The organism is Pseudoalteromonas sp. CO348, from assembly GCF_004208845.1.
Taxonomy (GTDB): Bacteria; Pseudomonadota; Gammaproteobacteria; order Enterobacterales; family Alteromonadaceae; genus Pseudoalteromonas; species Pseudoalteromonas maricaloris.
On record NZ_SGPI01000032.1, the window covers coordinates 1 to 24,458 of the forward strand.

At 43.6% G+C, this 24,458-nt stretch carries 20 protein-coding genes; 4 read left to right on the forward strand and 16 right to left on the reverse strand.

Annotated features, from left to right (window positions below; all coding sequences use genetic code 11):
• Positions 1–383 precede the first annotated feature (383 nt).
• Together thiI and EXT48_RS15970 are read right to left on the reverse strand one after the other, a co-directional pair.
• Positions 384–1,841 carry a tRNA uracil 4-sulfurtransferase ThiI gene (gene thiI, locus EXT48_RS15965; RefSeq protein ID WP_010374240.1) on the reverse strand — a complete coding sequence of 486 codons (1,458 nt, stop codon included), beginning with the start codon at positions 1,839–1,841 and terminating at the stop codon, positions 384–386.
• 219 nt (positions 1,842–2,060) lie between these two features.
• Positions 2,061–2,717, reverse strand: coding sequence for a TetR/AcrR family transcriptional regulator (locus tag EXT48_RS15970; protein ID WP_010374241.1), 657 nt, complete (start codon positions 2,715–2,717; stop codon positions 2,061–2,063).
• A gap of 185 nt (positions 2,718–2,902) precedes the next feature.
• Here EXT48_RS15970 and coaD point away from each other — a divergent pair, with 185 nt between their 5' ends.
• Positions 2,903–3,385 carry a pantetheine-phosphate adenylyltransferase gene (gene coaD, locus EXT48_RS15975; RefSeq protein WP_010374242.1) on the forward strand — a complete coding sequence of 161 codons (483 nt, stop codon included), beginning with the start codon at positions 2,903–2,905 and terminating at the stop codon, positions 3,383–3,385.
• Positions 3,382–4,740, forward strand: a complete 1,359-nt coding sequence (locus EXT48_RS15980) for a capsule assembly Wzi family protein (RefSeq protein WP_069020555.1) — start codon at positions 3,382–3,384, stop codon at positions 4,738–4,740. The genes coaD and EXT48_RS15980 overlap by 4 nt, the downstream gene beginning before the upstream one ends.
• 365 nt (positions 4,741–5,105) lie before the next feature.
• On the opposite strand, the gene EXT48_RS15990 is transcribed toward EXT48_RS15980, so the two are convergent.
• From EXT48_RS15990 to argC, 7 genes are all read right to left on the reverse strand, one after another.
• Positions 5,106–6,410, reverse strand: a complete 1,305-nt coding sequence (locus EXT48_RS15990) for an IS5 family transposase (RefSeq protein WP_130165014.1) — start codon at positions 6,408–6,410, stop codon at positions 5,106–5,108.
• 405 nt (positions 6,411–6,815) lie between these two features.
• The gene (locus tag EXT48_RS16000; RefSeq protein WP_223193776.1) at positions 6,816–7,271 is read right to left on the reverse strand and encodes a hypothetical protein; all 456 of its coding nucleotides are present in this window, start codon (positions 7,269–7,271) and stop codon (positions 6,816–6,818) included.
• A gap of 402 nt (positions 7,272–7,673) precedes the next feature.
• Entirely contained in the window at positions 7,674–9,539 is a 1,866-nt protein-coding gene (gene argH / locus EXT48_RS16005) for an argininosuccinate lyase (RefSeq protein WP_130165015.1), read from the reverse strand.
• Positions 9,540–9,553: 14 nt separating this feature from the next.
• Entirely contained in the window at positions 9,554–10,765 is a 1,212-nt protein-coding gene (locus EXT48_RS16010; protein ID WP_130165016.1) for an argininosuccinate synthase, read from the reverse strand.
• A gap of 11 nt (positions 10,766–10,776) precedes the next feature.
• Positions 10,777–11,697: an ornithine carbamoyltransferase gene (locus EXT48_RS16015; RefSeq protein ID WP_010374249.1), complete on the reverse strand. Its 921-nt coding sequence runs from the start codon at positions 11,695–11,697 to the stop codon at positions 10,777–10,779.
• A 9-nt stretch (positions 11,698–11,706) separates the two neighbouring features.
• Complete coding sequence (argB, locus tag EXT48_RS16020; RefSeq protein WP_130165017.1) at positions 11,707–12,486, reverse strand: acetylglutamate kinase; 780 nt, start codon at positions 12,484–12,486, stop codon at positions 11,707–11,709.
• Entirely contained in the window at positions 12,483–13,493 is a 1,011-nt protein-coding gene (gene argC / locus EXT48_RS16025) for an N-acetyl-gamma-glutamyl-phosphate reductase (protein ID WP_205992110.1), read from the reverse strand. The genes argB and argC overlap by 4 nt, the downstream gene beginning before the upstream one ends.
• Before the next feature lie 176 nt (positions 13,494–13,669).
• On the opposite strand from argC, the gene argE reads away from it, so the two are divergent.
• Positions 13,670–14,836, forward strand: a complete 1,167-nt coding sequence (argE, locus tag EXT48_RS16030) for an acetylornithine deacetylase (protein WP_130165019.1) — start codon at positions 13,670–13,672, stop codon at positions 14,834–14,836.
• A 201-nt stretch (positions 14,837–15,037) separates the two neighbouring features.
• Here argE and EXT48_RS16035 read toward each other — a convergent pair whose 3' ends face one another.
• The gene (locus tag EXT48_RS16035) at positions 15,038–17,461 is read right to left on the reverse strand and encodes a zinc-dependent metalloprotease (RefSeq protein ID WP_130165020.1); all 2,424 of its coding nucleotides are present in this window, start codon (positions 17,459–17,461) and stop codon (positions 15,038–15,040) included.
• A 154-nt stretch (positions 17,462–17,615) separates the two neighbouring features.
• Between EXT48_RS16035 and EXT48_RS16040 the strand changes: the two genes are divergently transcribed.
• A complete protein-coding gene (locus EXT48_RS16040; protein ID WP_130165021.1) occupies positions 17,616–18,584 on the forward strand; it encodes a class 1 fructose-bisphosphatase in 969 nt (322 codons plus the stop codon).
• Between the two features lie 79 nt (positions 18,585–18,663).
• Here the strand turns inward: EXT48_RS16040 and EXT48_RS16045 are convergent, their stop codons facing one another.
• The 6 genes from EXT48_RS16045 to EXT48_RS16070 all read right to left on the reverse strand — a co-directional run bounded on the left by EXT48_RS16045 (position 18,664) and on the right by EXT48_RS16070 (position 24,345).
• Positions 18,664–19,491: a sulfurtransferase gene (locus EXT48_RS16045; protein WP_130165022.1), complete on the reverse strand. Its 828-nt coding sequence runs from the start codon at positions 19,489–19,491 to the stop codon at positions 18,664–18,666.
• Positions 19,492–19,495: 4 nt separating this feature from the next.
• Positions 19,496–19,897, reverse strand: coding sequence for an adenylyltransferase/cytidyltransferase family protein (locus EXT48_RS16050; RefSeq protein WP_010605851.1), 402 nt, complete (start codon positions 19,895–19,897; stop codon positions 19,496–19,498).
• 248 nt (positions 19,898–20,145) lie between these two features.
• The gene (locus tag EXT48_RS16055; RefSeq protein WP_130165023.1) at positions 20,146–20,565 is read right to left on the reverse strand and encodes a group 1 truncated hemoglobin; all 420 of its coding nucleotides are present in this window, start codon (positions 20,563–20,565) and stop codon (positions 20,146–20,148) included.
• On the reverse strand, positions 20,566–21,393 hold the full coding sequence (locus EXT48_RS16060; protein WP_130165024.1) for a DUF3034 family protein: 828 nt from the start codon (positions 21,391–21,393) through the stop codon (positions 20,566–20,568). It abuts the gene before it with no gap.
• A complete protein-coding gene (locus EXT48_RS16065; protein ID WP_130165025.1) occupies positions 21,380–23,716 on the reverse strand; it encodes a bifunctional diguanylate cyclase/phosphodiesterase in 2,337 nt (778 codons plus the stop codon). The genes EXT48_RS16060 and EXT48_RS16065 overlap by 14 nt, the downstream gene beginning before the upstream one ends.
• Positions 23,713–24,345 (reverse strand): methylamine utilization protein, encoded by a 633-nt coding sequence (locus EXT48_RS16070; protein WP_010374271.1) that lies wholly within the window; start codon positions 24,343–24,345, stop codon positions 23,713–23,715. Before EXT48_RS16070 ends, EXT48_RS16065 begins: the two co-directional genes overlap by 4 nt.
• Positions 24,346–24,458: the final 113 nt, after the last annotated feature.

Below are 24,458 nucleotides of genomic sequence, written 5' to 3' on the forward strand. Positions count from 1 at the left end.
AATAGCAAAATTTTTGCCTTGCTACTAAAGCTATTTCCCCGCTTCAAGATAGATCATTTACTTAATACAACTGGTATAATTCCCCTTTCATCACACCTGAGAAGCATAAGCCGATATGCAATGCGCCGGCGGGATGTCGGTTGCTTTCCTATCCGTTTTTTGGGTTTAGGATTCAGTATGATGTCGGGGCGACGTTTTCTTGATTCGCTCGATTGCGTCGTTTCAAAAGAATGAACGAGGAGCGCATGGATGCGCTTTGATACTAACTGTGGAAGGCAGCTACAAAATACCTAGTAAATAAACGGGGATAAACAAGCAACCCCACAAAAAACGCGTTGGGTAAATCCTAAAGTCTCACCCAACGCTTGTTAACACGCTTTATTTTAAGGACGGTACACCTTGACGTTAGCATAGCCATTTTCATGCAAAATAAGTGCTTGTAACTGGCTCATTACGCCTTTCGAACAGTACAAGTAGTATTCTTTGTCCTGTGGTAAGTCACCAAACTTAGTGGCTAATCTAAAGAAAGGTAAGTGGATCACTTGTGCACCATCTAGCTCTAGAGGGTTGGCATCTTCCTCTTCTGGAGAACGAATATCTAGTACCACCGCGTTGTCAGGTAATTCACTTACCGATTCCGCTTCTTTCACTTCTTCTTTTGCTTCAGCTTCAATATCACGAATATCTTTTACCGTCGCGTTCGCTACAACTGTATTCAATACATCAAAGTCAAACTTTTCTTCTTCAGCTAATATCTTGTGAAGCTGTGCTTTTACCGTTGGTTTTTGAGAGATCACACCACAATATTCAGGCATTGCTTCTGCCATTTCATTGGTGCCAATCGCTCTGGCAATACGAATGATCTCTTCTTTATCGTGTTGAATAAGCGGTCGTAAGATCAGCATCTCTGTAACACGGTCAATCACGTTAAGGTTAGCCAAGGTTTGGCTCGATACCTGGCCAATACTTTCACCAGTTACCAGTGCTGGGATCCCCAAACGCTCTGCGACTACAGCACCTGCACGCATCATCATGCGCTTTAGCACCACGCCCATTTGTCCGCTTTCGATATTCTCAAGAATTTCAGCGACAACTGGCTCAAAGTCAATCGTAATAAATTTAACTTTGTGGGTAGAGCTAAATTGTTTCCACAAGTAGTGGCTTACTTGCTTAACGCCAATTTCGTGGGCTGCACCACCTAAGTTAAAGAACAAAAAGTGCGTACGCGCCCCTTTTCGCATCATTTGATAAGTCGCAACACCGGAGTCGAATCCGCCAGAAACCAAAGACAGCACGTCTTCTTGCGTTGGTAGTGGGAAGCCACCTAGACCAAAGTGCTGGTGACGAACGATGTAGGCTTTATTGTCTTTGACTTCGATTTTAACCGTCACATCAGGTTTTTTCAGCCTTACGCTGGCACCCTCTACATTTTGGTTTAAACCGCCACCAACATAACGCTCCACGTCGCTTGAAGTAAACTCATGCTTACCTTGGCGCTTTACGCGTACACAAAACGTTTTGCCCTTGATCAATGGCTCAACCAAAGCAATCGTTTGTTGGTAGATATCATCAAGCGTATCGAACTGTGTTTCTTGCACCTCAATAAACTGCACAATACCTGGCGTGCGTTTAAGGTGGTCAATTAGACCAAGGCGGGTTTTCTCGTCACTTAGCTCGCTCGTCACTGAGATATTGTCCCAGTTATTTTTAACTTTTACGTTTTCGTCAACGCGAACCAACAGCATTTTGATGTTCTTCTCTAATACTTTGGTAAAACGCTTACGGACGGATTTGCTCTTAATAGCAATTTCGGGATGTAATTTGACGATAAATTTAAGCATAAAAGTCACTCTACTACAGATCGATTATCGGTTGCGATGACGCACTGATTTGACCTAAGCGGACTCTATCGTGGCGCACACTGACCGAGGGACAGTTCGGGCGCGCGAGTATATCAAACTCAGAGCCGATTAGGAAATAAACAAACCTTTTCCCTTTGTGCTCTACAAAGCCTTTTGCCTGTGCTCCCCCAGGCAAAAGGCCCGCTTAGTTATTTAAGGCTAAGCAATACTCGGTAAGCTCGCCTCAGCTAGTGCTTGATAATGCTGCTGAAGTTGTGCCACTTTCGGTGCGCTCATGGGCGTCGCGTAAGGTTTAAAAATCATCAGTACTTTAACAATGCCATTGTATATATCTTGTTGCTCAAGGACGCCTGTCATTCTTCTGGCTTTAACATAAGGAGTCCAGAAACTAACGGTCATTTTCAACATATGCGCAAGCTCTTTAGCATCGTCATCATCTATGGTGATCACGCCCGTATCTCTTAGGCCAATTACTACCGCTTTTACTTGCTCAAGTAAGCGTGACTGAAAAGCAATGTAGTTTTTTTTCAATTCATCATCACGAGCCAAGATGTCTGTCAGATTGTCGTAGAAAAAGTGATAACGCCACATCAGGTCGAACAAGGAGTCTAAATATTGAGTTAGCTGCTCAAGCGGTTCGTTGTGCTGCTCCAGTGGCTTAAAATGCGTATTTAAATGCTCGCTATAAAGCGCGAATATTTGCCGAATGATGTCTTCTTTATTTTTAAAATGATAGTACAAATTGCCAGGACTAATCCCCAAACTGGACGCTATATGGTTTGTCGTAATCGCGCGCTCTCCATGCAAATTAAATAACGCGATGCTGGTACGTATTATTTTTTCCTTGGTATTCATTACGATTCTCTATCTTTGTTGATAACGTGGTCGCGCTATTGCTAGTGTTACTAGGCTATTGCGCGCTCCATGTGAAAAAATAGCACTAATTTTACCTCTAGATAAGCTTAGATCCGACAAAGCTGACCAGTGTTTTTTCAAAAAAACCTTGTTACCATACAAAAAAATTCAACATAGTTACGCTTATGAAAGTCATCGCCCTCTACCCTGGCACATTTGATCCCCTCACTAATGGACATGAAGACTTAATCAAACGTGCAGCAAAAATGTTTGATACCGTGATCTTGGCAATTGCCCATAACCCAAATAAACAACCTTGTTTCTCACTAGAGCAACGTGTTGCTTTGGCTGAAGAAATTTTAAAGTCACATAAAAATGTAAAGGTGATTGGGTTTTCAGGATTACTCGTTGATTTAGCGAAAGAGCAAAAAGCCAACGTGCTGATCCGCGGTATTCGCGCGGTGTCTGACTTTGACTATGAGTTCCAGCTGGCCAATATGAATCGCCGTTTACATCCCGATTTGGAAAGCGTATTTTTAACGCCATCTGAAAAGAATTCATTTATCTCGTCAACTTTAGTAAAAGAAGTTGCGCTTCATAAAGGCAATGTCAGTGAATTTGTTCATCCGCTGGTTGCCAAAGCTTTAGAGGAAAAACTACACGGATGAAAAAGTGCCTATTATCCCTAGCCGTATTGGTTGGTACTTATGCGCACGCTTCACCTTGGATAGAGGTGTCGCAAAGTGAGCTTAAACACAGCATAGATTTACTGGTTGCAGAAGGCGTGATAAATCGCCCAGTTAATCAATATCCTCTGCTATGGAGCGGCATTGTAAATGACCTCGCCGCTATTGATGACAGAAATCTCTCTGAAACCGCAAGCTTTGCATTGGCACATTTACGCCATGCGCTAAAACAAGCAAAAAGAGAAAGATACAGTAGTGTAAAAGCACATTTTAACGGTGCTGAAGAGCACTCAACAGGCTTTGGTGAACGTCAAAATGAACGTTCAGGCTTGCGTACTTATGGCGTTATTACAGGTGGTGCTGTTAGCGCTAAAGTTGCGGTTAACTACGCAGATGAAGGCCAAGATGGAAAATATGTTAATCACCACGGCAGCCACCTCGCAGTGCTGTTTGGTAATTGGTCTCTCAGCGCTGAGCGGCTAAGCTACTGGTGGGGACCGAGTAACGAAAATGCGCTGATGCTTTCAAACAACGCAGCCCCAATGAAAGCGGTTCGTTTGAGTCGTGCCAATAACAACTACATTGGACCGAGCTTTCTCTCTTTCGTTGGTCCTTGGCAAGTGACGGCCATTATGGCAAAACAACGCCCAAGTATAGCCAGTAAAAAGGATGGTGATTTTTGGGGGTTTAGAGCGGCAGCTTTTCCAATTCAAGGGTTAGAGCTTGGCTTTAGTACAACATCCAGCGACTTTGTTTATCAACAACAAAACCTTGAAAGCGAAAAGCAAACGCAACGCCTCACCAGCGTTGACTTCAAATATTCCACTAGGCTAGCTAATCAACCGCTCGCTTTATACGGTGAGTTTGCAGGCAATAACGACAGTGGTGCGTTACCAAGCAATCCAATGTACACCCTAGGTATTGAAAGTTATTGGGGTGGTAAAGACTATCGTCTTAAAAGCTTTATTGAATACTCAGATACAAGCATTGATTGTAAAGACGAGCTAAAGCTCGCGCTTTGCCCAAGAGACAATACCCTAGATTCAGCGAACTACAGTGAACGCGACCTTTGGCTTGGAGCAAGCTCGGGATTAGACGCTAAAAACCTCACTCTCGCGTTAGATTACTTCAGCACAGATGGCATTGGTACTTATGCCAAACTAAAACGAGTTGAATTTGACACACTAGACGTTGAACGAAATCAGCTCGAGCTCGGTTACCAACAAGGTGTGTTTGGCGCGCTTGCTAAAATTGGCCTAAAGGCATGGCAAGATAAGTCTCAGGAAGAAGACGAAAGCCACGCAGCACTCACGTTGAGCGTGGAATATCAGTTTTAACGAGCGGCCATCGCCGCTCTTTTATTATGGCGTATAATCCAAGAAAGTCCTTAGGAATAAGCAAAACGACAATTAAAAGCCAATCGGTTATATACATTCCGATAGTGTATAACCAGTAAACCCAATCACGATACTCTTTATCCACTCGGTGATTAGTAATAATATCCTCACTTATAATTAAAACAAAAAGAAATGAGTTTACTGTTAAAAAACCTATCACATAGGACTTCACTACTCTTGTCAGTCTAAATTCTGGAAACTTAAATAGCTTAACTAGTCGGTTCTGAATATTGACGTTTTAATGCTTAGACTGGCAGTACAAGATCAGTCCAGCCTGAGCACCACCTTTATCGACAGTCCTGTTATTACGCAGCGCTTTTCGCTGTTAATAACTGATATAAAATCCAGGCATAAAAAAGCCGCAGTTGGGCTAGGATTTTACGACAGTTTTGGCCTATACCCGCAAGCACTGCATTCAGTTTGTCACCGAGCTTTCCTTTTAAGCGGTTAAGCCCTAAGTGACCATCTTGTTTCATGTGCCCGATGATTGGCTCTATCGCATTGCGTCGCTTGAGTTTTTTCTTAATACTCGGCGTCACACCGCGCTTTTGCCCTGCAATATACACATCATAACGTTCTGCAAAGTGCCCGCGATAACCTCTATCTACAAAACAGTTGTATGGTCTTTTATCCGTGACGTTTTCTACTATTCTCAACGTTTCCCATAACGTGTCACCATCATAGGGATTGCCGTGCATTGCATGAGCGCACACCACAAACTGCTCTTTCAATGTTGTCGCGACACTCACTTTGACACCAAACTCATATGGCTTTGCGCTTTTTCCCTTGGCGATACATTCAACATCCGGCTCATGTAGGCTATAGAGTTTGTTTTTACTCGTTTTTTCTTGCTTTAACAGTCGCTCAGCCTGCTGTAGGGTGTCGAAGAATTCCTTGCTTGGTTGCTCGGTGATTTTCCGCAAGATGTCTTTCATCACTCGCCTGAGATAGTTTTTCTGTTTTTTCAGTGTCTTCTTCATGCGTTTGAATTGTTTGGCATGAGCATAACTTGCCACCTTTTGAGCGGCCTTAGGGCCTACTCGTTCATAACTTTGCCTAAGCACAATGCCGGCTTGCTTAGCGAAGCCAACCAGTTTATTGCGGCATTTTTCTAGTAGTTTACTGTCTGTTGGATGGGCGATATTTTTCTCCATAACGGTGCTGTCTACGACTACTTCTCGCAAGCTTGAAGGCTTAATTGTATTACTTTTAAGGCCCGCATCTACCGTGAGCGACAGCATTAACTCAACGCCATCCTCACCAATTCGCTTGCGAAAGCGTGTCATTGAACTGGGATCGCAAGGCGGTTCATGCGTAAAAAATTGCATGCCACAAAAATATTGCCAATACGGATTTTCGCACCACATGGCCACCGTGTTTTCGTCAGACAGTTTGTGAATTTGTTTCAGATATTCGAGACCCGCAAGTAGGCGGATAGGCTTGGCGCCAGCGCCTTTATCGCCATAATGCTGTTTAAATTCAACCTCTAGACGCTGCCAATCAATGAGTTTTGCCAATTTCACGAGTTCATGACGCGGTGAAACAATATCAATAAGCTCGATTTGAAACAGGTGCTTTTGTGGTGTTTGCGTGGTTGGTTCTGGTTTCATTTTTACACTCAAATTGCAATGTTTTGGCTATGTGATTCAAAAAAGCTGCAATTTGAGGGTAGTAAGATCGTTTAGATCTTCAAGTAATTCAATAAATTAAATTGGTTTCAGGGGAGACTAACTAGCAAAAGTATTGTAGAAATATCTAAGAATAAAAATATAAAGTAAATTGAAAGATCATAGAACCCCGCTGTACCAGTTAACCAGCCTTTTGACTCGCAAAAATAAAATGTAGGTATTGTGAGAAAATATGAACCTGCGAGGAGAAATGAAATGCCACTGAGCTGCTTAAATTTAGGGTTTTTAGTTGCTCGAACAAAGTTAAAGAGTGCAACAAACAGTAGAATCCATGAGTGCAAACTACTAAGAAACAAGTAAAACAAATAGTGAAAATCGACCACAACTTCAAGCTACCCTAGCTCTCACCTTACTTATAGCCCATTTAATACCTAACCAATCTTTATTGACTAATAGAGAAGTAACCATAATAAAGTCCACAGAAATCACTAAATATGAGTACAAATACCATAACAGCCAGCGCGTTACATTTTCATAAATATATGTATCAATATACATAAAGAAGAACATAACAGTATTAATAGCCAAACCTATCATAGTATATAAAACGCCCACTTCAAGCTTTTCATCTTTAAAAAAAGTATAAGTGGCAAGAAAAAGAGCTAATAAAGTAAAGAGATCAAATAAAGCAAATATGCCGTGAATAGCTGTGTTATAGCTATCAGAAACAATGATAAAATCGCTTACAAAGTAGGAGATAAATAACAGAGTAGAAGCAAGGAGTAGCTGTAAATTTTTCTGGACTTTTAGTATATAAAAAAATAGATGTAGCAGTGTGGCCATCAAGAAGCCCCATATAACAAGGGCTCCTATACTCATACCAAAAAAGTCATAAATTAACATTAATCATTAGTACGGTTCTTTAGACCCAGGCGGAGTAATTACACTTCCACGTGCGCCAGATACCATCTCAAGTTTACTTCCAGATTGAATTACCTTATCAGAAAGCGACTTTGTTTGACCAGCTGTTTTAGCTTGATTTTTTCTCGCTAGAATCATCTTTAGCATTGAATTTCCCTCAATATTTACAAATTAGTCTTAACTCTAAAAGTGAGTCACCTAAAAATTATCGAGATTTACATAGCACGAGACATGCCAACATTTATTAAATTAATTTCAATCGGTTGATTTACATACAGAAAGAGCGCTTACTAGCGCTCTTTTTGATTCTATAAAAGTTGGATGTTAAGCCACAAATTTACATGGAATACTTAAGCTAGATGTTTGTTTTATAATGAAATCCATCGCAATTTCATCACAGTTATCTTTACGCAAGCACAACTCACAGTCTTTCATCACTTTTTCAGGCAAGCTATCTTTGGTACAGTTGTTAAAGCCTTGTTTCATAAAGAAGCCTGGCACTCTAGTTAGCACAATAATACGATTGAGTGCCAATTTTTTGGCTTTCACCAGTAAATGCTCAACTAAAAGTTGCCCTTGTCCCTTTATTTCGCTTTCGGGATTTACACCCAAAGAGCGAATTTCCGCAAGCCCAGTGTCGTAAATATATAAAGATGCACATCCTGTCACTTTGCCATCGACCTCTGTCACCGCAAACTCGTTGATACTATGGATCATGTCACTTTTCGCTCGCGGTAGGTTCTCACCTACTTTAGCCCAATACTGGATCAGTCCGGCAATGGCTTCAACATCATCTAAATTGGCATCACGCACTAGGATTTTTTGCTTTTTTTTTGCCGTTTTAATGGCATTGGTCACTTGTGGCAATGAGGTGCCGCCTAATGCTTTACGAGCGGCAATACAAGCGTCAATTTCGAGTACCGGGTAGACATCCTCTGCAATTACTGCGCTGACTTGCTGGAATTCCTCTAAGCTCAGATCCTCGAGGTTTTGCCCCTTACTAATTGCTAACTGCACTAATTCACCGACGATGTGATGGCCTTCCCTAAACGGTATTCCCTTAGCAACGAGATAATCAGCAAGCTCTGTTGCATTGGCGTGACCACCTTTTGCCGCCGCTAACGTTTTATCATCATTAACCTTAATGCCTTTAACGCATGCTTCAGCCATATGAATACACGCAAGCCAAGTTGGCATGGCATCAAATAGGCCTTCTTTGTCTTCCTGCATGTCTTTGTTGTAGGCCAAAGGCAAAGCTTTAAGCGTCATCATCATGCCGCTAAAGGCGCCAAAAACTCGACCTGTTTTGCCACGGATCAACTCTAAGGCGTCAGGGTTCTTTTTCTGTGGCATCAAGGATGAACCGGATGTCACACTGTCGGCCAAATCAATAAATCCAGATTCACCAGAATTGTAAAAGATCAAATCTTCAGCAAAACGAGATAAATGCATCATAGAAATAGACGCACAACTGAGTAGCTCAACAACAAAGTCACGATCAGAGACCGCATCTAAACTATTACGAGAGGCTTCTCTAAAGCCAAGGTTAACGGCCAACACTTCACGATCGATAGGATAGGCAGTCCCCGCTAGCGCACCTGAGCCAAGTGGACACACATTTAACCTTTCAAGCGCATCATTTAAGCGCGACTCATCGCGCTCAATCATCTCAACGTAAGCCATACACCAATGACTAAAAAGTACAGGCTGAGCACGCTGTAAATGGGTGTAGCCAGGCAAAATAGTACCAAGCTCCTGCTCTGCGAGTGTCACTAGAGCTAGCTTTAGTGAATTCAGTGCCACAAGCAGTTGCTGCGCCGTTTTACGACTCCACAGTCTAAAATCAGTGGCTACTTGGTCGTTACGGCTTCGACCTGTGTGCAGCTTTTTACCTAAATCACCCACTTTGTCGATAAGTTTAGCTTCAACATAAGAATGAATATCCTCATGTCCCGCGGTTGCTACACTATGCGGATCAGCAATCACTTCATCCAAAAGCTGTTTCAGCGCAGAGATGATCTGCTGATGTTCGCTTTCAGTTAATACTTCTACTTGCTTTAGCGCACCCGCCCAAGCGATAGAGCCAACAATATCTTGCTCTGCCAATTGATAATCAAATGGCAGAGAATCATTAAATTGCTTAAATGCCTCATCAGGACCTGATGAAAAACGGCCGCCCCATAATGCCATCTCGCTCTCCTACCTTAAGACTGCTTTTGCTTGTTTAACGCCGCTATCCGGCTAGATAATGAGAATAGACGAATGAATCCCTCCGCATGAGATTGGTCATATACGTCATCTTCACCAAATGTGGCAAAATCTTCACTATATAAACTATTGATTGATTGCTTTTGCACTGCATGTACATGGCCTTTATAAAGCTTAAGCACCACCTCGCCAGTTGCCTGCTGTGCGAAAGACTCTGCGGCAGCTAGAATTGAATCTTTAAGTGGGGTAAACCAGCGACCGTCATAAACTAAGTGCGCAAACTCTTCGCTAAGCGCGGTTTTCCATTTACGACAAGATTTGTCTAAGATCAGCTCATCAATCGCTTGTAACGCAGCCATCATCACAGTGCCTCCCGGTGTTTCATAACAGCCACGAGATTTCATGCCGACTAGGCGGTTTTCAACGATATCCACACGACCAACACCATGCGGTGATGCAATCTCGTTTAACTTAACTAGACACTGATAAGGACTATAACGCTCACCGTTAACACCGGTGATTTCACCCTTTTCGATTAATACAGACACATATTCAGGCTGATCCGGTGCGGCTTCTGGAGAATTAGTCATGGTCCAAACCTGATCGCTTGGCTCATTCCATGGATCTTCCAATTCACCACCTTCGTGAGAAATATGCCAAGCATTGGCATCACGACTGTAAATTTTGGTGGCAGAGGCTGCACAAGGGATATTACGCTCGGCCAAATAGTCAAGCAGCGATTCACGACTTGACAATGACCATTCACGCCATGGTGCAATCACTTTAAGATCAGGCGCAAGCGCTGAGAAGCAAGATTCAAAACGCACCTGATCGTTCCCCTTGCCAGTACAACCATGAGAAAGTGCATCTGCACCAACTTTACGAGCGATTTCAACTTGTGCTTTGGCGATAATAGGACGCGCCATCGAAGTACCCAGTAAATATGTCCCTTCATAGATAGCGCCAGTTTTAAGAGTTGGATAAATATAGTCGCTAACCATTTCTTCTTTTAAGTCGACGATATAGCACTCAGAGGCACCTGATGCGATTGCCTTTTCTTCAACCCCGACCAATTCTTCTTCACCCTGACCTACATCGGCAACAAAGGCGACAACTTCACAACCGTAGTTCTCTTTTAACCATGGCACAATCGCTGATGTGTCTAATCCACCAGAGTAAGCCAGTACCACTTTTTTAATCTTGCTCATGTTCTTTAACCTCAAACGTAATCTTTGTTTAACAGCGATACCAGCAATGCGTTTTGGGCATGCATGCGGTTTTCAGCTTGTTGAATAATTTTTGACTTTGGCCCGTCCATCACTTCGGAAGTAATTTCAAACTCACGATGTGCTGGCTGGCAATGCAAAATGGTTTGTGCGCCACATGCTTCAACCAATTGTTGGTTGATTTGATATGGCATAAAGGTGTCTTTCACCTGTTCAATTGGCGTTTTATTCCCCATCGAAACCCAAGTATCAGCGTAGAGCACATTAGCGCCAGCCGCCGCTTCTACCCGATCACTGACCAGAACTGAGGCACCATTTACCGCTGCAATTTGTTCAGCCTGCTTTACAATTTGTGCATCTGGAGAATGGCCTTTAGGACAAACCGCCACAAAATCAGTGCCTAATGTTGCCGCAAGCAACATTAATGAATGTGTTACGTTATTGCCTTCACCGAGGTAAGCGATTTTGATCTGGCTGACATCGTCGTAAGTTTCAAATAAGGTGAGAAAATCAGCCAACGCTTGGCAAGGGTGATATAAATCACATAGGCTATTCACAACAGGCACCGACGAAAACTCAGCGAGCGTCTCAAGCGTACTATGGTGATTTACGCGCGCCACAAGGCCATCGGCCCAAGTCGAAATATTAAGCGCAAAATCTTTTACTGATTCACGCGCCCCCATTGCGCCATTTTGCTGATCTAAATACACAGCATGACCGCCCAGTTTATGAATACCGATATCGAACGACAGCCGCGTTCTCAAGCTCGGCTTTTCAAATAGCGTAACTATCGACTTGCCAGCTAAGGCTTGGTTATATTCTTGCGGTTGATTTTTAATATTTTTTGCAAGCTTTAATAAGTTCAAAACGTTAGTTTGGTCTAATTCCAAACCAGTTAAAAAATGCTTAGTCATGATGTTTTCCTACGGCAGAATTTGTGTACCTACGTGCTCACCATTGAGCAACGCAATTAAATTTTCTGGCTTTTGCCAGCTAGAGATGTACACCCCTCGTCGTAAGTGTTGGGCAGCGTGAAGACTGGTCTTAACTTTGACCTCCATCCCGCCCACAATGACCTTTTGCGCGATTAACGTTGAAATCTGTTCCGCGTTAAGTTGATTTAATGGCTGTTTATCGCCATCAAGTACCGCCTCAACGTCAGTCATAAAAATAAGTTCTGCACCAAGTTTACTGGCGATAGCAGCTGCTGCTTCATCCGCATTCACGTTGTATAAATGACCGTCCGCACCAATACCTACCGAACTAACAACAGGTAACCTATCAAACTCCAACACTGCTTCAAGCATGCCACCTTCACTCGCTTCACAGCTACCTACACGGCCAAGCGCTTTAAGCTTTTGAGTTGTGGAAAATCCAGCATCATATAAGCACAATCCAACGGGCTTGAGCGTGGCAGTAATGGCGTCCGCCATCAGTTGCTTGTTAGCACAGCCTGCAAGTGCACCAACAATATAGGGCATTTGCTCTTGTGGACTGATCCGCAGTCCTTGATGTTTTGCAGTAGCAAAACCGGCATCGGTCAGCCACTTATCAACCAGCGCCCCGCCACCATGAACAATCACAAACTGCTTGTGTGGTGCATCCTGTTGAATTTGCTTGATAGCTGAAAACAATGCTTGCGCTGCACCCTCTTGATTCAACACCGCACCACCTAGTTTTATCACCCAAGTTTGTTTGCTCATGCTGATACTCCTAAACCGTGATAATGCTCAAGTCCCGCCGCCAAGTTCATACACTGTAATGCTTGGCCTGCCGCCCCTTTAAGCAAGTTATCAATCGCGACCACTACAATCAGTTGATTGCCCTTTTGCTGCCAACCAATATCAACAAAAGGCTGATTTTCAACGGCTTTGATTGATGGGAGTTGACTCCCCTTTAATCTGATCAGCGGCTCATCGGCAAGCACCTGGTAAGCGGCATCAACTTGATTTGGTGTGATATTTTCTTTCAGAGTGACGTAGATCGTTTCCAAGATACCACGCTTAAAATTCCCTAAATGCGGCGTAAACAACACTGGGTGTTCAAGGTACTTTTCTATTTCTGGACTATGTCTGTGCGTAAACAAACCGTACGGTGCAAGAGATACTTCGCAAAAGTGTGTGGCGACATTCGCTTTTCTACCAGCGCCAGTCACACCAGAAACAGCATTGATGATAACTGGTTGCTCTGTTATCAGATCAGCTTGTTGTAATGGCTTAAGTGCATTGAGTGCCGCCGTGGGGTAGCAGCCTGCGACCGCCACTAACTTCGCCGTTTTAATAACATCGCCATACCATTCAGCTAACCCGTATTGCGCTTGCGCTAACCAGTCTTGATGTGGGTGAGAAAAACCGTAGTAAGTTTCGTAGTCTTCATTGCTAGATAAACGGTAACCTCCAGATAGGTCAAAAACCCGTTTGCCCATCTGTAAAAATACCGGTGCAAGTTCTACGCTAACCTTGTGATCCGTGCATAAACACACATAGTCCGATGATTGCTCTATCAACGAAAAAGCTTGCTCATTTAAGGGTTGCAGCTCAATATCTAGCAAGCCCGAATATTCTGGATATAAATCGCTGATGAATTTGTGTTTGTCTAAGCTTTGCTCAGATACAAAGCAATGCGCAAGTGTGAAGGCAGGATGCTTGGCAACCAGCTTAGCAAGCTCAGCGCCACTGTAGCCGCTCGCTCCGATTATAGATACTTTCAACATAGTGTTCTCAAGATTAAAAAAGTTTGATTAGGATTGGTTCTGCTAGTTGTTGAAGTCAAATCGTCGCATTGCTGTTCCAAAATATATTTATGCTAAAAAAGTGAATTGATATTCACTCTAAACATCTTTATATTTTTATGCAAGAACTTTGAATAAGTATTTTAGGAATTTTTATGAAATTGCCCGCTTTTATGGAAATGTATCAGCAACTGATCGCCGCGCCATCTATCAGTGCATTAGAAGACAGTCTCAACATGAGTAATCAGAATGTGATCCAGCTACTCGCACAGTGGTGCGAAACGTTAGGATTTACTGTCGAAGTAACAGAGCTTGAACATGCAAAAGGAAAATATAATCTAATTGCAAGACGAGGTAATGGCGATGGTGGATTAATGTTGGCCGGCCACACGGATACCGTTCCCTTCGACGATAGCCGCTGGCAATTCGATCCTTTTAAATTAAGCGAGCAAGATAATAAATTATATGGCCTTGGAAGTATTGATATGAAAGGTTTTTTTGCTTTCGTATTGAATGCAATCTCAGAGCTTGATGAATTACAGCAAAATGCTCCTATCATGATTTTAGCCACCGCCGATGAAGAAACCACCATGGCTGGTGCTCAGGAAATCGCAAAACATCCAAGCTTGAAGCCGGCGCGCTGCATTATTGGTGAACCCACTGATATGGTGCCAGTATTTACCCACAAAGGCCATATGACGACCGCCATCCGCATCGTTGGTCGCTCAGGTCATAGCTCAGATCCTGAGCGCGGCTTAAATGCCATTGAAATCATGCATCAGGTGATTGCAAATTTATTAAAGTTAAGAGAAGAATTAAAGAATAAATATTCAACTCCACATTTTGCTATTCCTTACCCAACTTTAAACCTTGGACACATTCATGGCGGCGACAACGCCAACCGTATTTGTGGCTGTTGTGAACTGCATATTGATATGCGCCCTTTGCCAGGTCTTAGCATCAAAGAACTGCAAGCCATGCTCACGGCAGCTATGGCACCCATCAATACACAGTATCCGAATAGTGTCTCGGTTATAGATATGCACGAACCCATTCCGGCTTTTACCGGCTCGACAGATTCTGCTTTGGTGAAAATGGCTGAGCGCCTGTCAGGACAACAAGCAATTGCTGTAAACTATTGTACCGAAGCACCCTTTCTACAACAGCTAGGCTGCGAAACTATCGTTATGGGGCCAGGTTCCATTAATCAAGCACACCAACCCAACGAGTTTTTAGCAATGGAAAAAATCCAGCCAAGTCAGGATATTATTAAGCAGCTAATAAGAGAAAGTTGCTTTGCTTATACCAGTTGTATTAAGTAAATGATCTATCTTGAAGCGGGGAAATAGCTTTAGTAGCAAGGCAAAAATTTTGCTATTTAGTTGTTCTAAATGAGAAATTTTTAACGAAGCTAATATGCTATTTCACCCTTCAAATTGATTAGAGAATTAATTCAATTGGTATTAATTATAACTAAAAAGGGCGCTCCCTCGAGCGCCCTTTTTTCAGCTTTGCTTTAAAGACTAGATTGGTGAGCCAGGCGGCATTTCAAGCGCCTTAAAGCTTTCAGGCCACTCTCCTGAATCTAGATAGTGATTAATTTGCTGTGCGAGCATATGTTTAAACGCTTGCTCAAAAGCAACATCGCTAAATACCGACGACTGATTAAAGTCTTTCGCAACTTTTGCTAAATAAAACTTTAATTGCGCCTGCACTTCAGGTGCGACTTTATCGTTGTGACTCAGTTTTACAAGCTGAGTTGCACTTAGATATTGCACTCGTTGCTGTAGCTTTTGAGCCATACCTTTGCTGCCTGATTGGGCAAATACCTGCTGATATAAAGCCTCTAAAAGCGCCTGTGTACCAAAATATTGAGTATCGCGTGCGTGCTGCTGTGCAAGACGGTTTAATCGCTGTGGATTAAGCAGCAAGTCAAGGCTATGCTGTGCGGCGACTTCTGGTAATGCCATCGCATCTAGGGTTAGTCCAGTTCTCCCTTTAATACTTTCGCGAGTTTTGTACTCACCGTAAGCCTTAGGAGGTATTAACGCCAAAATAGAGTCAGGAATAGTCAACGCCGCAGGCGACAGCGTACTCAAAAGCGCATTGGCCGCATTTTTCTGCGCCTCTTTAGCCACGACTTTCGCCCCTTTTATCATCTCGTCACCGCGAACTTCATAGTCGTAATCCACACCGCCAATCAATTTTACTGCGGCCTCAACCTGATAACGATGGAAAAGATACAGTGGGACCAGTTTCTCCTCTAGCTGCGACAGAGCAACTCCTTTTTGAATGCTGTGAATACCAAAGCTATTCAACGCCTGCTTGCGGACATCCAGCACACGCAGTAATTCAGCTGCGGGATCTGCCCCATTGTCCCAAAGGTGCGCCGTTGGATGTGCCCCGCCCTGCGCTCTGGCGTCAGAGTCAGAGATAAATTCAAGCCCTTGCGCCTTATTTTCAGCAAGAATAGCTGCAAGCTCAGTGGCTTCATCAGCACCAGCGAAATCACTATAACCATATTTAATCACTTGTGTATCCCACGTGCCCATGCCTTTTGCGTAGCCCTTAGTGATATCCAGTTGGCCATTTTCAAATCCCACCAGCGGATGAGGATAGTCCATGACTGACGCGCGATCCTTTACCGACGCTGAGAAGTTGTGTGCAATGCCCAACGTGTGGCCAATTTCATGTGCACTCAACTGACGAATACGGTCTAGCGCCATAGCATGAAGTCGCTCAGTCACCTCATTACCCTCAACAAATGGCGCAGAAAGTGCTTCGGCGATAAGAATATCTTGACGGACACGAAGCGAACCTAGCGTCACGTGACCTTTTAAAATTTCACCGGTACGTGGGTCTATCACCGACGCGCCATATGACCACCCACGAGTAGCGCGATGCACCCATTGGATCACGTTATAGCGAATATCCATAGGGTCGGCATTTTCAGGAAGTACTTTGACTTGAAACGCATTTTTGTAGCCAGCAGCTTCAAATGCTTGATCCCACCATTTAGCGCCATCAAGTAACGCAGTTTTGACCGGCTCAGGTACACCAGGATCAAGATAGTAAACAATCGGCTCTACGGCCTCTGAGATTTCTGCAGTTGGGTCTTTTTTCTGTAAACGGTGGCGTGGGATATAACGCACAAACATTGACTGTCCAAGCGGCGCTGAGTAATCCTTATGCTCGATACTCCAATAACCCGATTGCGGATGAAATGCACGTGGCTGGTAGTTATCGTCAGGCAACTCAATTAAAGAATGGTGCTGATGTACCGTAAGCGCATAAGGATCTGCACTCACCTGGCGTACATATTCACCAGGCTTTGTACCTTTGAATGTCAACACGGCTTCAAGTTCTGTGTTTTTAACAAATGCCTTTGAACGCGACATAAACACAGCGCTGCGGCTTGAGTCTAAGCTAAAACTACCTTGATTACGATTTGCCAACGTGCGAGAAACACCATGCACATCGCTGAGTAGATAAGGCGTGTAGTCAACCAAAACACTGTCTTTATCTTCTGCAACCACGTTGAACCCGTGTAGAATACTTGAAGCAAAAGCCTCTTTAACGCTTTGCTTTTCGGCCATATTATTCGCACTTGCGCGATAATACGTGTTGATAGCACGCAGCATTACCTTATCACCAAAACGTTCAAACTGAACTAAGTGCGTCCCACCTAACTGCCCGCGGTCTAAACCTATATCATTCGAACCTACACCATAAGGTAAACTATGCTGTAACAAGAAAGGGGCGTCTAGTTTGTCGATGTCTAAGTACAGTTTGCCGCTCGAATCATCGCTATAGAAGGCGTAAAAACCGGGATGATGATTAAAACTGGCAGTAAATTCATCAATAGACTTAATTGCTGCGTGTGCTTGGGTTATCATACACAGTAGCAAAGCGGATACAGTTTGAGTGAAGCACGTTATTTTTCTCATGGCTGCTCTTTGTTATTTATGGTTTTGAGGCTTAACCCCAGTTGTATATGAAATCGTATACAATTTACAGTCTTTCAAGACGAATTACAGCGCTGTTTATGGCACCTCTCACACTATTTATTGCCATAAACACAAGGTGATCAGGATTTAAAAAATGCGTAGACTCCCTCCGGTGTTAATTGAAGATGGTTGTTCTCGTGAGTTGGTTTCTCTAATCCGAACCATTCTCGCGGCATGTAAAGAAATATCGTTCCGTGTTGGCCAAGGTGCACTTTCAGGTGTATTAGGTTCAACCTTAGATGAGAACATTCAAGGTGAAACGCAAAAGAAGCTCGATGTACTTTCAAACCAGCTATTGAAAGATATTTTGCTTGAATCTGGCTATGTTAAAGCCATCGCTTCTGAAGAAGAAGATTACACCGTCGCCGGCAATCCAAAAGCGAACTATATTGTCGCTTTCGATCCGTTGGATGGTTCATCCAATACCGACATTAACTCACTAGTTGGTACTATTTTTTCTATTATGGAAGCGCCTGAAGGTTCAGACCCTAGCGATCCTGCTATTTTTATGCAGCCAGGTCATAAACAAGTAGCAGCGGGCTATGTGTTATATGGCCCATCAACCATGTTAGCGCTATCAACAGGCAAGGGAACTCGCTTGTTTACCCTAGACAAAACACACGGTAGCTTCCTACTCACGCAAGACTTTGCAGCCATTCCAGAAGACACCAAAGAGTTTGCCATCAACGCTTCAAACCAACGCCACTGGACCCCAGCAATGCAAAATTACATTGCCGATCTACTTGAAGGTGAAACCGGACCGCGTGGTAAAAACTTCAATATGCGCTGGATAGCGGCAATGGTTGGCGATGTTCACCGCGTATTATGCCGTGGCGGACTATTCACTTATCCAGAAGATCGTAAAGATCCAAACAAGCCATTTAAACTTCGCCTACTTTACGAAGCCAATCCAATGGCGATGCTTATCGAGCAAGCAGGCGGTATTGCCCACACTGGTCGTGAACGCATTTTGGATATTCAACCTGAAGAAATACATCAACGCGTTGGTGTTATCTTAGGTTCAAAGCACGAAGTTGAAGCGTGCCTTACTTATCATAAGTGATCTATTTTGAAGCGAGTAAATAGCTCGCTTCACACATGAAAAAGGTGCCAATGGCACCTTTTTCACATTAAATAGTGGATTAATTTGTCTCAACGGGCACATTGGGATCAGCGCCCCATTCACTCCACGAGCCGTCATATACCGTCAAATGTTCGTAACCTAGCTCGTCAGCCACCAGCGCTAAAATACAAGCTGTAACACCTGAGCCACAAGAGAATATCAGAGGCTTAGTTTTGTCCTTTGATAAGTCGCTATACAACTCTTCAAGCTCAGTGAGTGGTTTAAAGCAGCCATCGGCGTTTAACAAACTCGTGTATGGCAGATTTTTACTTTTAGGCACATGGCCGCTGCGCATATCTGCACGAGGCTCTTGCTCTTCACCAGTAAAGCGCTTTGCACCTCTAGCATCAAATAGATAACTCAGTTCGGCGTCAATATTACTAAGCACAGCGGCTTTATCTACAAATGCTGTTTCATCATATGCAGCGACAAAGTTTCCTGCTTGTTGGACTTGCGCGTACGCTTGACTCAAAGGGTATTGTTTTTCACACCAAGCAGGTAATCCACCATCCAGTACATACACTTGTTTATGACCCATCATTTTGAGCATATACCAAGCTCTGGCAGCGCTAAACATACCCTTATCATCGTAAGCGACTAACACATCATGTTGGTTGATACCAAGCTGTCGCATTTCTGCTTGAAATTGAGCTGGACTGCAGCACATATTGGGTGATGTAGCATGGGGATTAGCTAGCGCACCACTAATATCAAAACGCAGCGCGTCTTGAATGATTGCTGGGGCGTTATAAGGGCCTGACTGACCCGGTTTCACAATGCCAGCATCCAATACTTTCACTTTGCCAAGATTTGCAAAGAGCCAATCCCTATCGACCACGTGCTTCATGCTATTATTTTCCTTCGGGTCTGCGTACGACCTCTATTATTTCCGTTGTTGAAATTGATGGGGTGCGCTCTAAATAAACCACATCACAGATATCTTTATATATATCGAACTTGTCTTTCCAATCATCACCCATCACCAGAACATCAGCATCAAAGTCTTTGATATATTGCGCTTTTAGCTCCAGAGACTCCTCCACAAACACCTCATCTACAAATCGCAATGAGCTAATGATTTTTAGGCGATCTGCTATTGAGTATATTGGATTTCTACCTTTTTTCGAAAAGTTAAGTTCATCCGATGAGATCCCCACAATGAGATAATCACCCAGTGCTTTCGCTCGCTCTAAAATATTGACATGACCAACGTGGAATACATCAAAGGTTCCAAATGTGATAACTTTTTTCAACTTGGCTCTCTTTCTAATCAGCACGGTTTGAGCTGTAACTCACTATGGCATTTGTTTGTTGCTAAAACCGTGACGGATTTTACGACAATTTGGCTACTAGATTACAGAATTAAGCATCAAAATTCAGCTTTTACTTTACTCTTTTGAATGAAGAACCATAATTCCAAAAAACAACACAGTTTATCAGCAAGGGGTTATTTGCTAACAAAATACAAACAATTCTCTCTACAAGCTTTTTGCTATCGAGCCTACAACTTGATAACTTCACTTCGCATCGGTGCTAGGCGGGCCAGAACTTGATTTTGTACAGAGTGAGCAATCCCAACCTCATTCATTGCGTTGATCAAGAGATCAACCACTCGATTAAAGTCAGACTCACTAATAGCCATGCCGGTGTGGATCTGTACCATGCTATCGCCTTCATAATCACAAGGGCCGTCTAAGGTATCGCACAGATGAATAATAAACCCTTCACGAAAGTGCCTAACATTGGACTCTCTAAAATACGGTAAAATAACGTCATCATTGCCAATCTGTTTAATAAACGCGTCTACTAGCTTTTCTGCGCCAGCGTTACCCCCTATTTGCTCATACAGGGAGGTTTGTGGAGTCGAAGCACTACACGCCACGAGGAAAAGCAAGATTGCCGTTAGTGATAACCATTTCATTTAAAAGTACCCCGTAACAGATAGATACCAACCCGTTTGAGAAGGCTGCCCTGCGATTTTGCCAAGGTCTAGCCATGCCGCCGTCACACTCACTGACTTATTCGGGATCCAAGCGACAAATACATCTTTCCAATCTGACTCACCAAGTCCAAGGTTGTTGGATTTTTGGCGATATTCGGCACCGACAGCCCAATGCCTCGATAAAAATACTGCGCTGCTGGCTTCTAGTTGCCAAGGCGCACCGTCGTTAGCACCACCATAACCTAGTATGCCAAGTTGATTAGCTCTAGAGTGTCTCATCGTAATATTCCAGAACCAGTTATAACCGCCTACAGCACCCAAATGCAGTTTGCTTGCAGCTAAGTAATAATCCGTTCCTGAGTTATCTTCAGCGCCGAGCAAATTGGCAACCGTAGCATCATCCAAGGACTTATGCTGAATGCCAAAGCTCAATTGTGGATATTTACTGTAGACGATATCGCCATATAGCCGTACCTTGGCACCGACAATATCTTGCTCAATATCAAGATTAAGCGCATCCACATCGAAGTTTTGTCGAGCGAAACTTAACTCTACGCGATTGAATAAGTTGGCTTGAACGCCACACACATCGAGCTGGTAGTCTTTCAGGCTAGCTCGGCTGCAAAACCCGCTCGCCGACCATTCATCTTCCGATGCATATCCAGCAAGCTGCGCCCACGGCACAATGCCACCACCTGCACTTCCCTCAACCTGTGATACCCCAGGAGTCGCTAGTAGCTTTCCTGTTGCGGCGAAAGTTGGTCCGCACACTAGTAAGCACACGGCAAAAACATTAGCCCACTTCATTATATCTCCCCAGCCACAGGTCAAAGTCAGCGGCTTTGAGCGGCTTACTTAGATAGTAACCTTGTGCATAATCACACTGCATTGACTCAAGTAGCTCAAGCGATGCTTTGTCTTCAACGCCTTCCGCAACCACGCTAAAACCAAGTTGGTGACCAAGCGTGATAGTGGAGCGCACAATAAACTGGTCTTTTTCCGATTGTGCGAGCTTTAGAATAAACACCTTGTCGAGTTTCAACTCATCAATAGGTAACATTTTTAATCGACCAAGGGAAGTTTGACCCACACCATAATCATCAAGCGAGACCTGCACGCCAAGCTGTTTGAGCGCTTGAAGAACCGCAATGCCTTTTTCCTCATTCTCAATCATGTCTCGCTCAGTAAGCTCAATGGTGATCAACTCAGGTTTGACGTTATGTGTGTCTAGTAGCGTCTTAAGATGAAACAAGAAGTTTTTATCTGCGATGTCTTGTGCCGATACATTAATGGCTGCCTTGATGCGTTCACCTTGGCGTACCCAATTAGCAACTTGTGACACCACAGTCTTTACTACCCACTGAGTTAATTCAACAATCAAACCTGATTGCTCGGCAAGATCGATAAATAGTTCGGGCGACACCCATTCGCCATTTTTACGTTGCCAACGAATGAGAGACTCAACCTTATCGATACGATTGGTTTTCATATTTAGCTTTGGTTGGTAGGTCATAAAAAGCTGACCATCATCGTTGGCAATAGCGTGTTTTAGTTCATCAATAATTTGCAGGCGCTCTAGATGGGCTTCATCTTCACCTGATTGGTAGTAGTAAACATCATGACCATCGTGCGCTGCAGTATCAACTGCGATCAAAGCCCGGCGAACGACATCTTCGGGAGTATGTGCTTGTTTGGGGTAATGCACTACGCCGATACTAAAGTGAAGCGAAATATCTAACCCCTGCACAGTGTAGGGCTTGCTCAGACCTTGATTTAGCATCTCAGCACATTCAACAATACCGAGCACAGCACTTTGCGGATCGGCACACGCACTCGCTGGATGTGCAACTAAAAACTCATCACCACCAAGCCTAACATTCAATCCGCCTTCTGCTGTATTGATCTCCGCTATCCGTTTCGCCACGGCTTTAATGCAATCATCTCCTACCCGAGGGCCGAGCTTGTCATTGATATGGCGTAATCCCTTTATGTCTATGGCAATAAAGTAATACTCTGCACCACTGCTGAGCATACTATGTAGTTTATCCAATGCCGCATTACGATTAAAAAACCCAGTCAAATGGTCATGACTGGCTTGAAAGCGGATCTGCTCTTCACGCTCTTGAATGTCTTCGCCCATATCATTAAAAGCGTCAACAAGCTGGCAAATTTCTTGGGTCGGTCGAGCCTCTTCCAATTTGGCTGAGTAATCCCCTTTAGCAAAGCGTTTTGCCAACTCTGTAAGCTTACTAAGCGGTGTCGTAAGATTCTTGGCAACAATACCACTGGTGATAAAACCAATAAGGATAGTACCGAGGGAGAGTAAAATAATGGTCAACACCATTTTATCGAATTCTTGATACTGAGTAGTTAAATCCGCACTGAGTACCAAACTCACCGGGTTACTTGCAAGAGAAGGTAAACTCACCTCAGCACTTTCATATACCGGATACTGGCTAAGCCACCGTGTCGTTTTTTGCGCCGCTAGGAAAGTAAATAAATCACCACCAAGTGCAAGAGCAGTCAGCGAGCTTGCTTTTAGGTTATCAGCGGCACCAACAAAGCTTGTTTCCATTCCTGTCAGCTCTTTGAGCTCTAACGCCACAGCAGATCCAACCTCAAAGCCAATAATTGAGTATGCAATCGTCCTAGGTGCTCGCACAGGCAAAATAATCACTTGATACAACTGCTCACTAAGCACCACAAAAGCTGAGTGGTCGGTGTGGCTTTGCAACGCTTGCATCCAAGTTCTGGTGTCGCTCGGGAAGTCGAGTCCTTCTCTGTTAGCGGAGATCAGATCGCCTTTCACATCCAGCAACAGCATTAAGTCGGCATCAATACGGCGGGAGTGATTAAGCAACACACTACTGATGGTTTGTGCATCTCTCGTCGCGACCGCCTGTTTAAAGCCAAAGTCAGCGGTCAGTACAGTCGCCGCGGTAACCAATAGCTGCTCTCGCGCTTTTAAATATTGTTGATAAACATTTTGCGCCACTTGAATTTTTCTTTGCACTTGCGCTTCATTGAATTTACTTGTGGACCACCAAAAACTTGCCAAGCTCATCCCCGCCGTGACAAGGATAAGCAAAATACAGAGACTAATTATTTTATTTTTAAAGCTGTTATTCATTCATGTTGTCCAAAGCGCTCGCCAAAGGTATTACGCGGCGCTGGATAAGTTGTTTTTATTGTTACGGACATTGGCGCCGTTGTGTTCACTATTTGCACGGTTTGCCGACTATCTATGTCATTATCTTGATAGGGGTGCCATACCGTTACTTGTTTCGTAGAATTCGGCAAAGTTACTAATCCATTCGCATCCGATACCAATACTTGCTTGTCATCTGCAATGTAAATATAGCCCACCATAGAGTCGTGAATGTTACAACCTAACACCACTACACCAGCATTTTCAAACTTAAGCGGTTGATTTGGCGTGCCAGCGTATAGCTTTAGCTCAAAAGGTTTTACCGCAGAAAACGAATAAACGTGATGACGGATATCATCGCTATTGGGAAAATTAACCAATTGTCCTTTTTGGATAGTAAGGATGAAAGGAACAAATTGTTTATTGATTTGATCCATAACCGCCACTGCTTTTGCTGCTGACTCGACAGGCTCGTCCGTCAATTCAACAACGGCATGCTGCAAGGGCTTGCCGCTGCCATCTAGCACTGTTAATTGCCCAGCATTTGCGCAGTTTGAATCTAAAAGGAATAAAAAACAAAAACTTAGTAGGAGTAGAACAGACGTTCGCATATCTGACTCTATTTTTTGCAACAATTAGGTTAAGTAAAAGAGACCTTGCAATGAAAAGCAAGTGAATTGAGGAAATTGCCCTAATAAACTTGTCTATCAGGGCAACTGAAAAG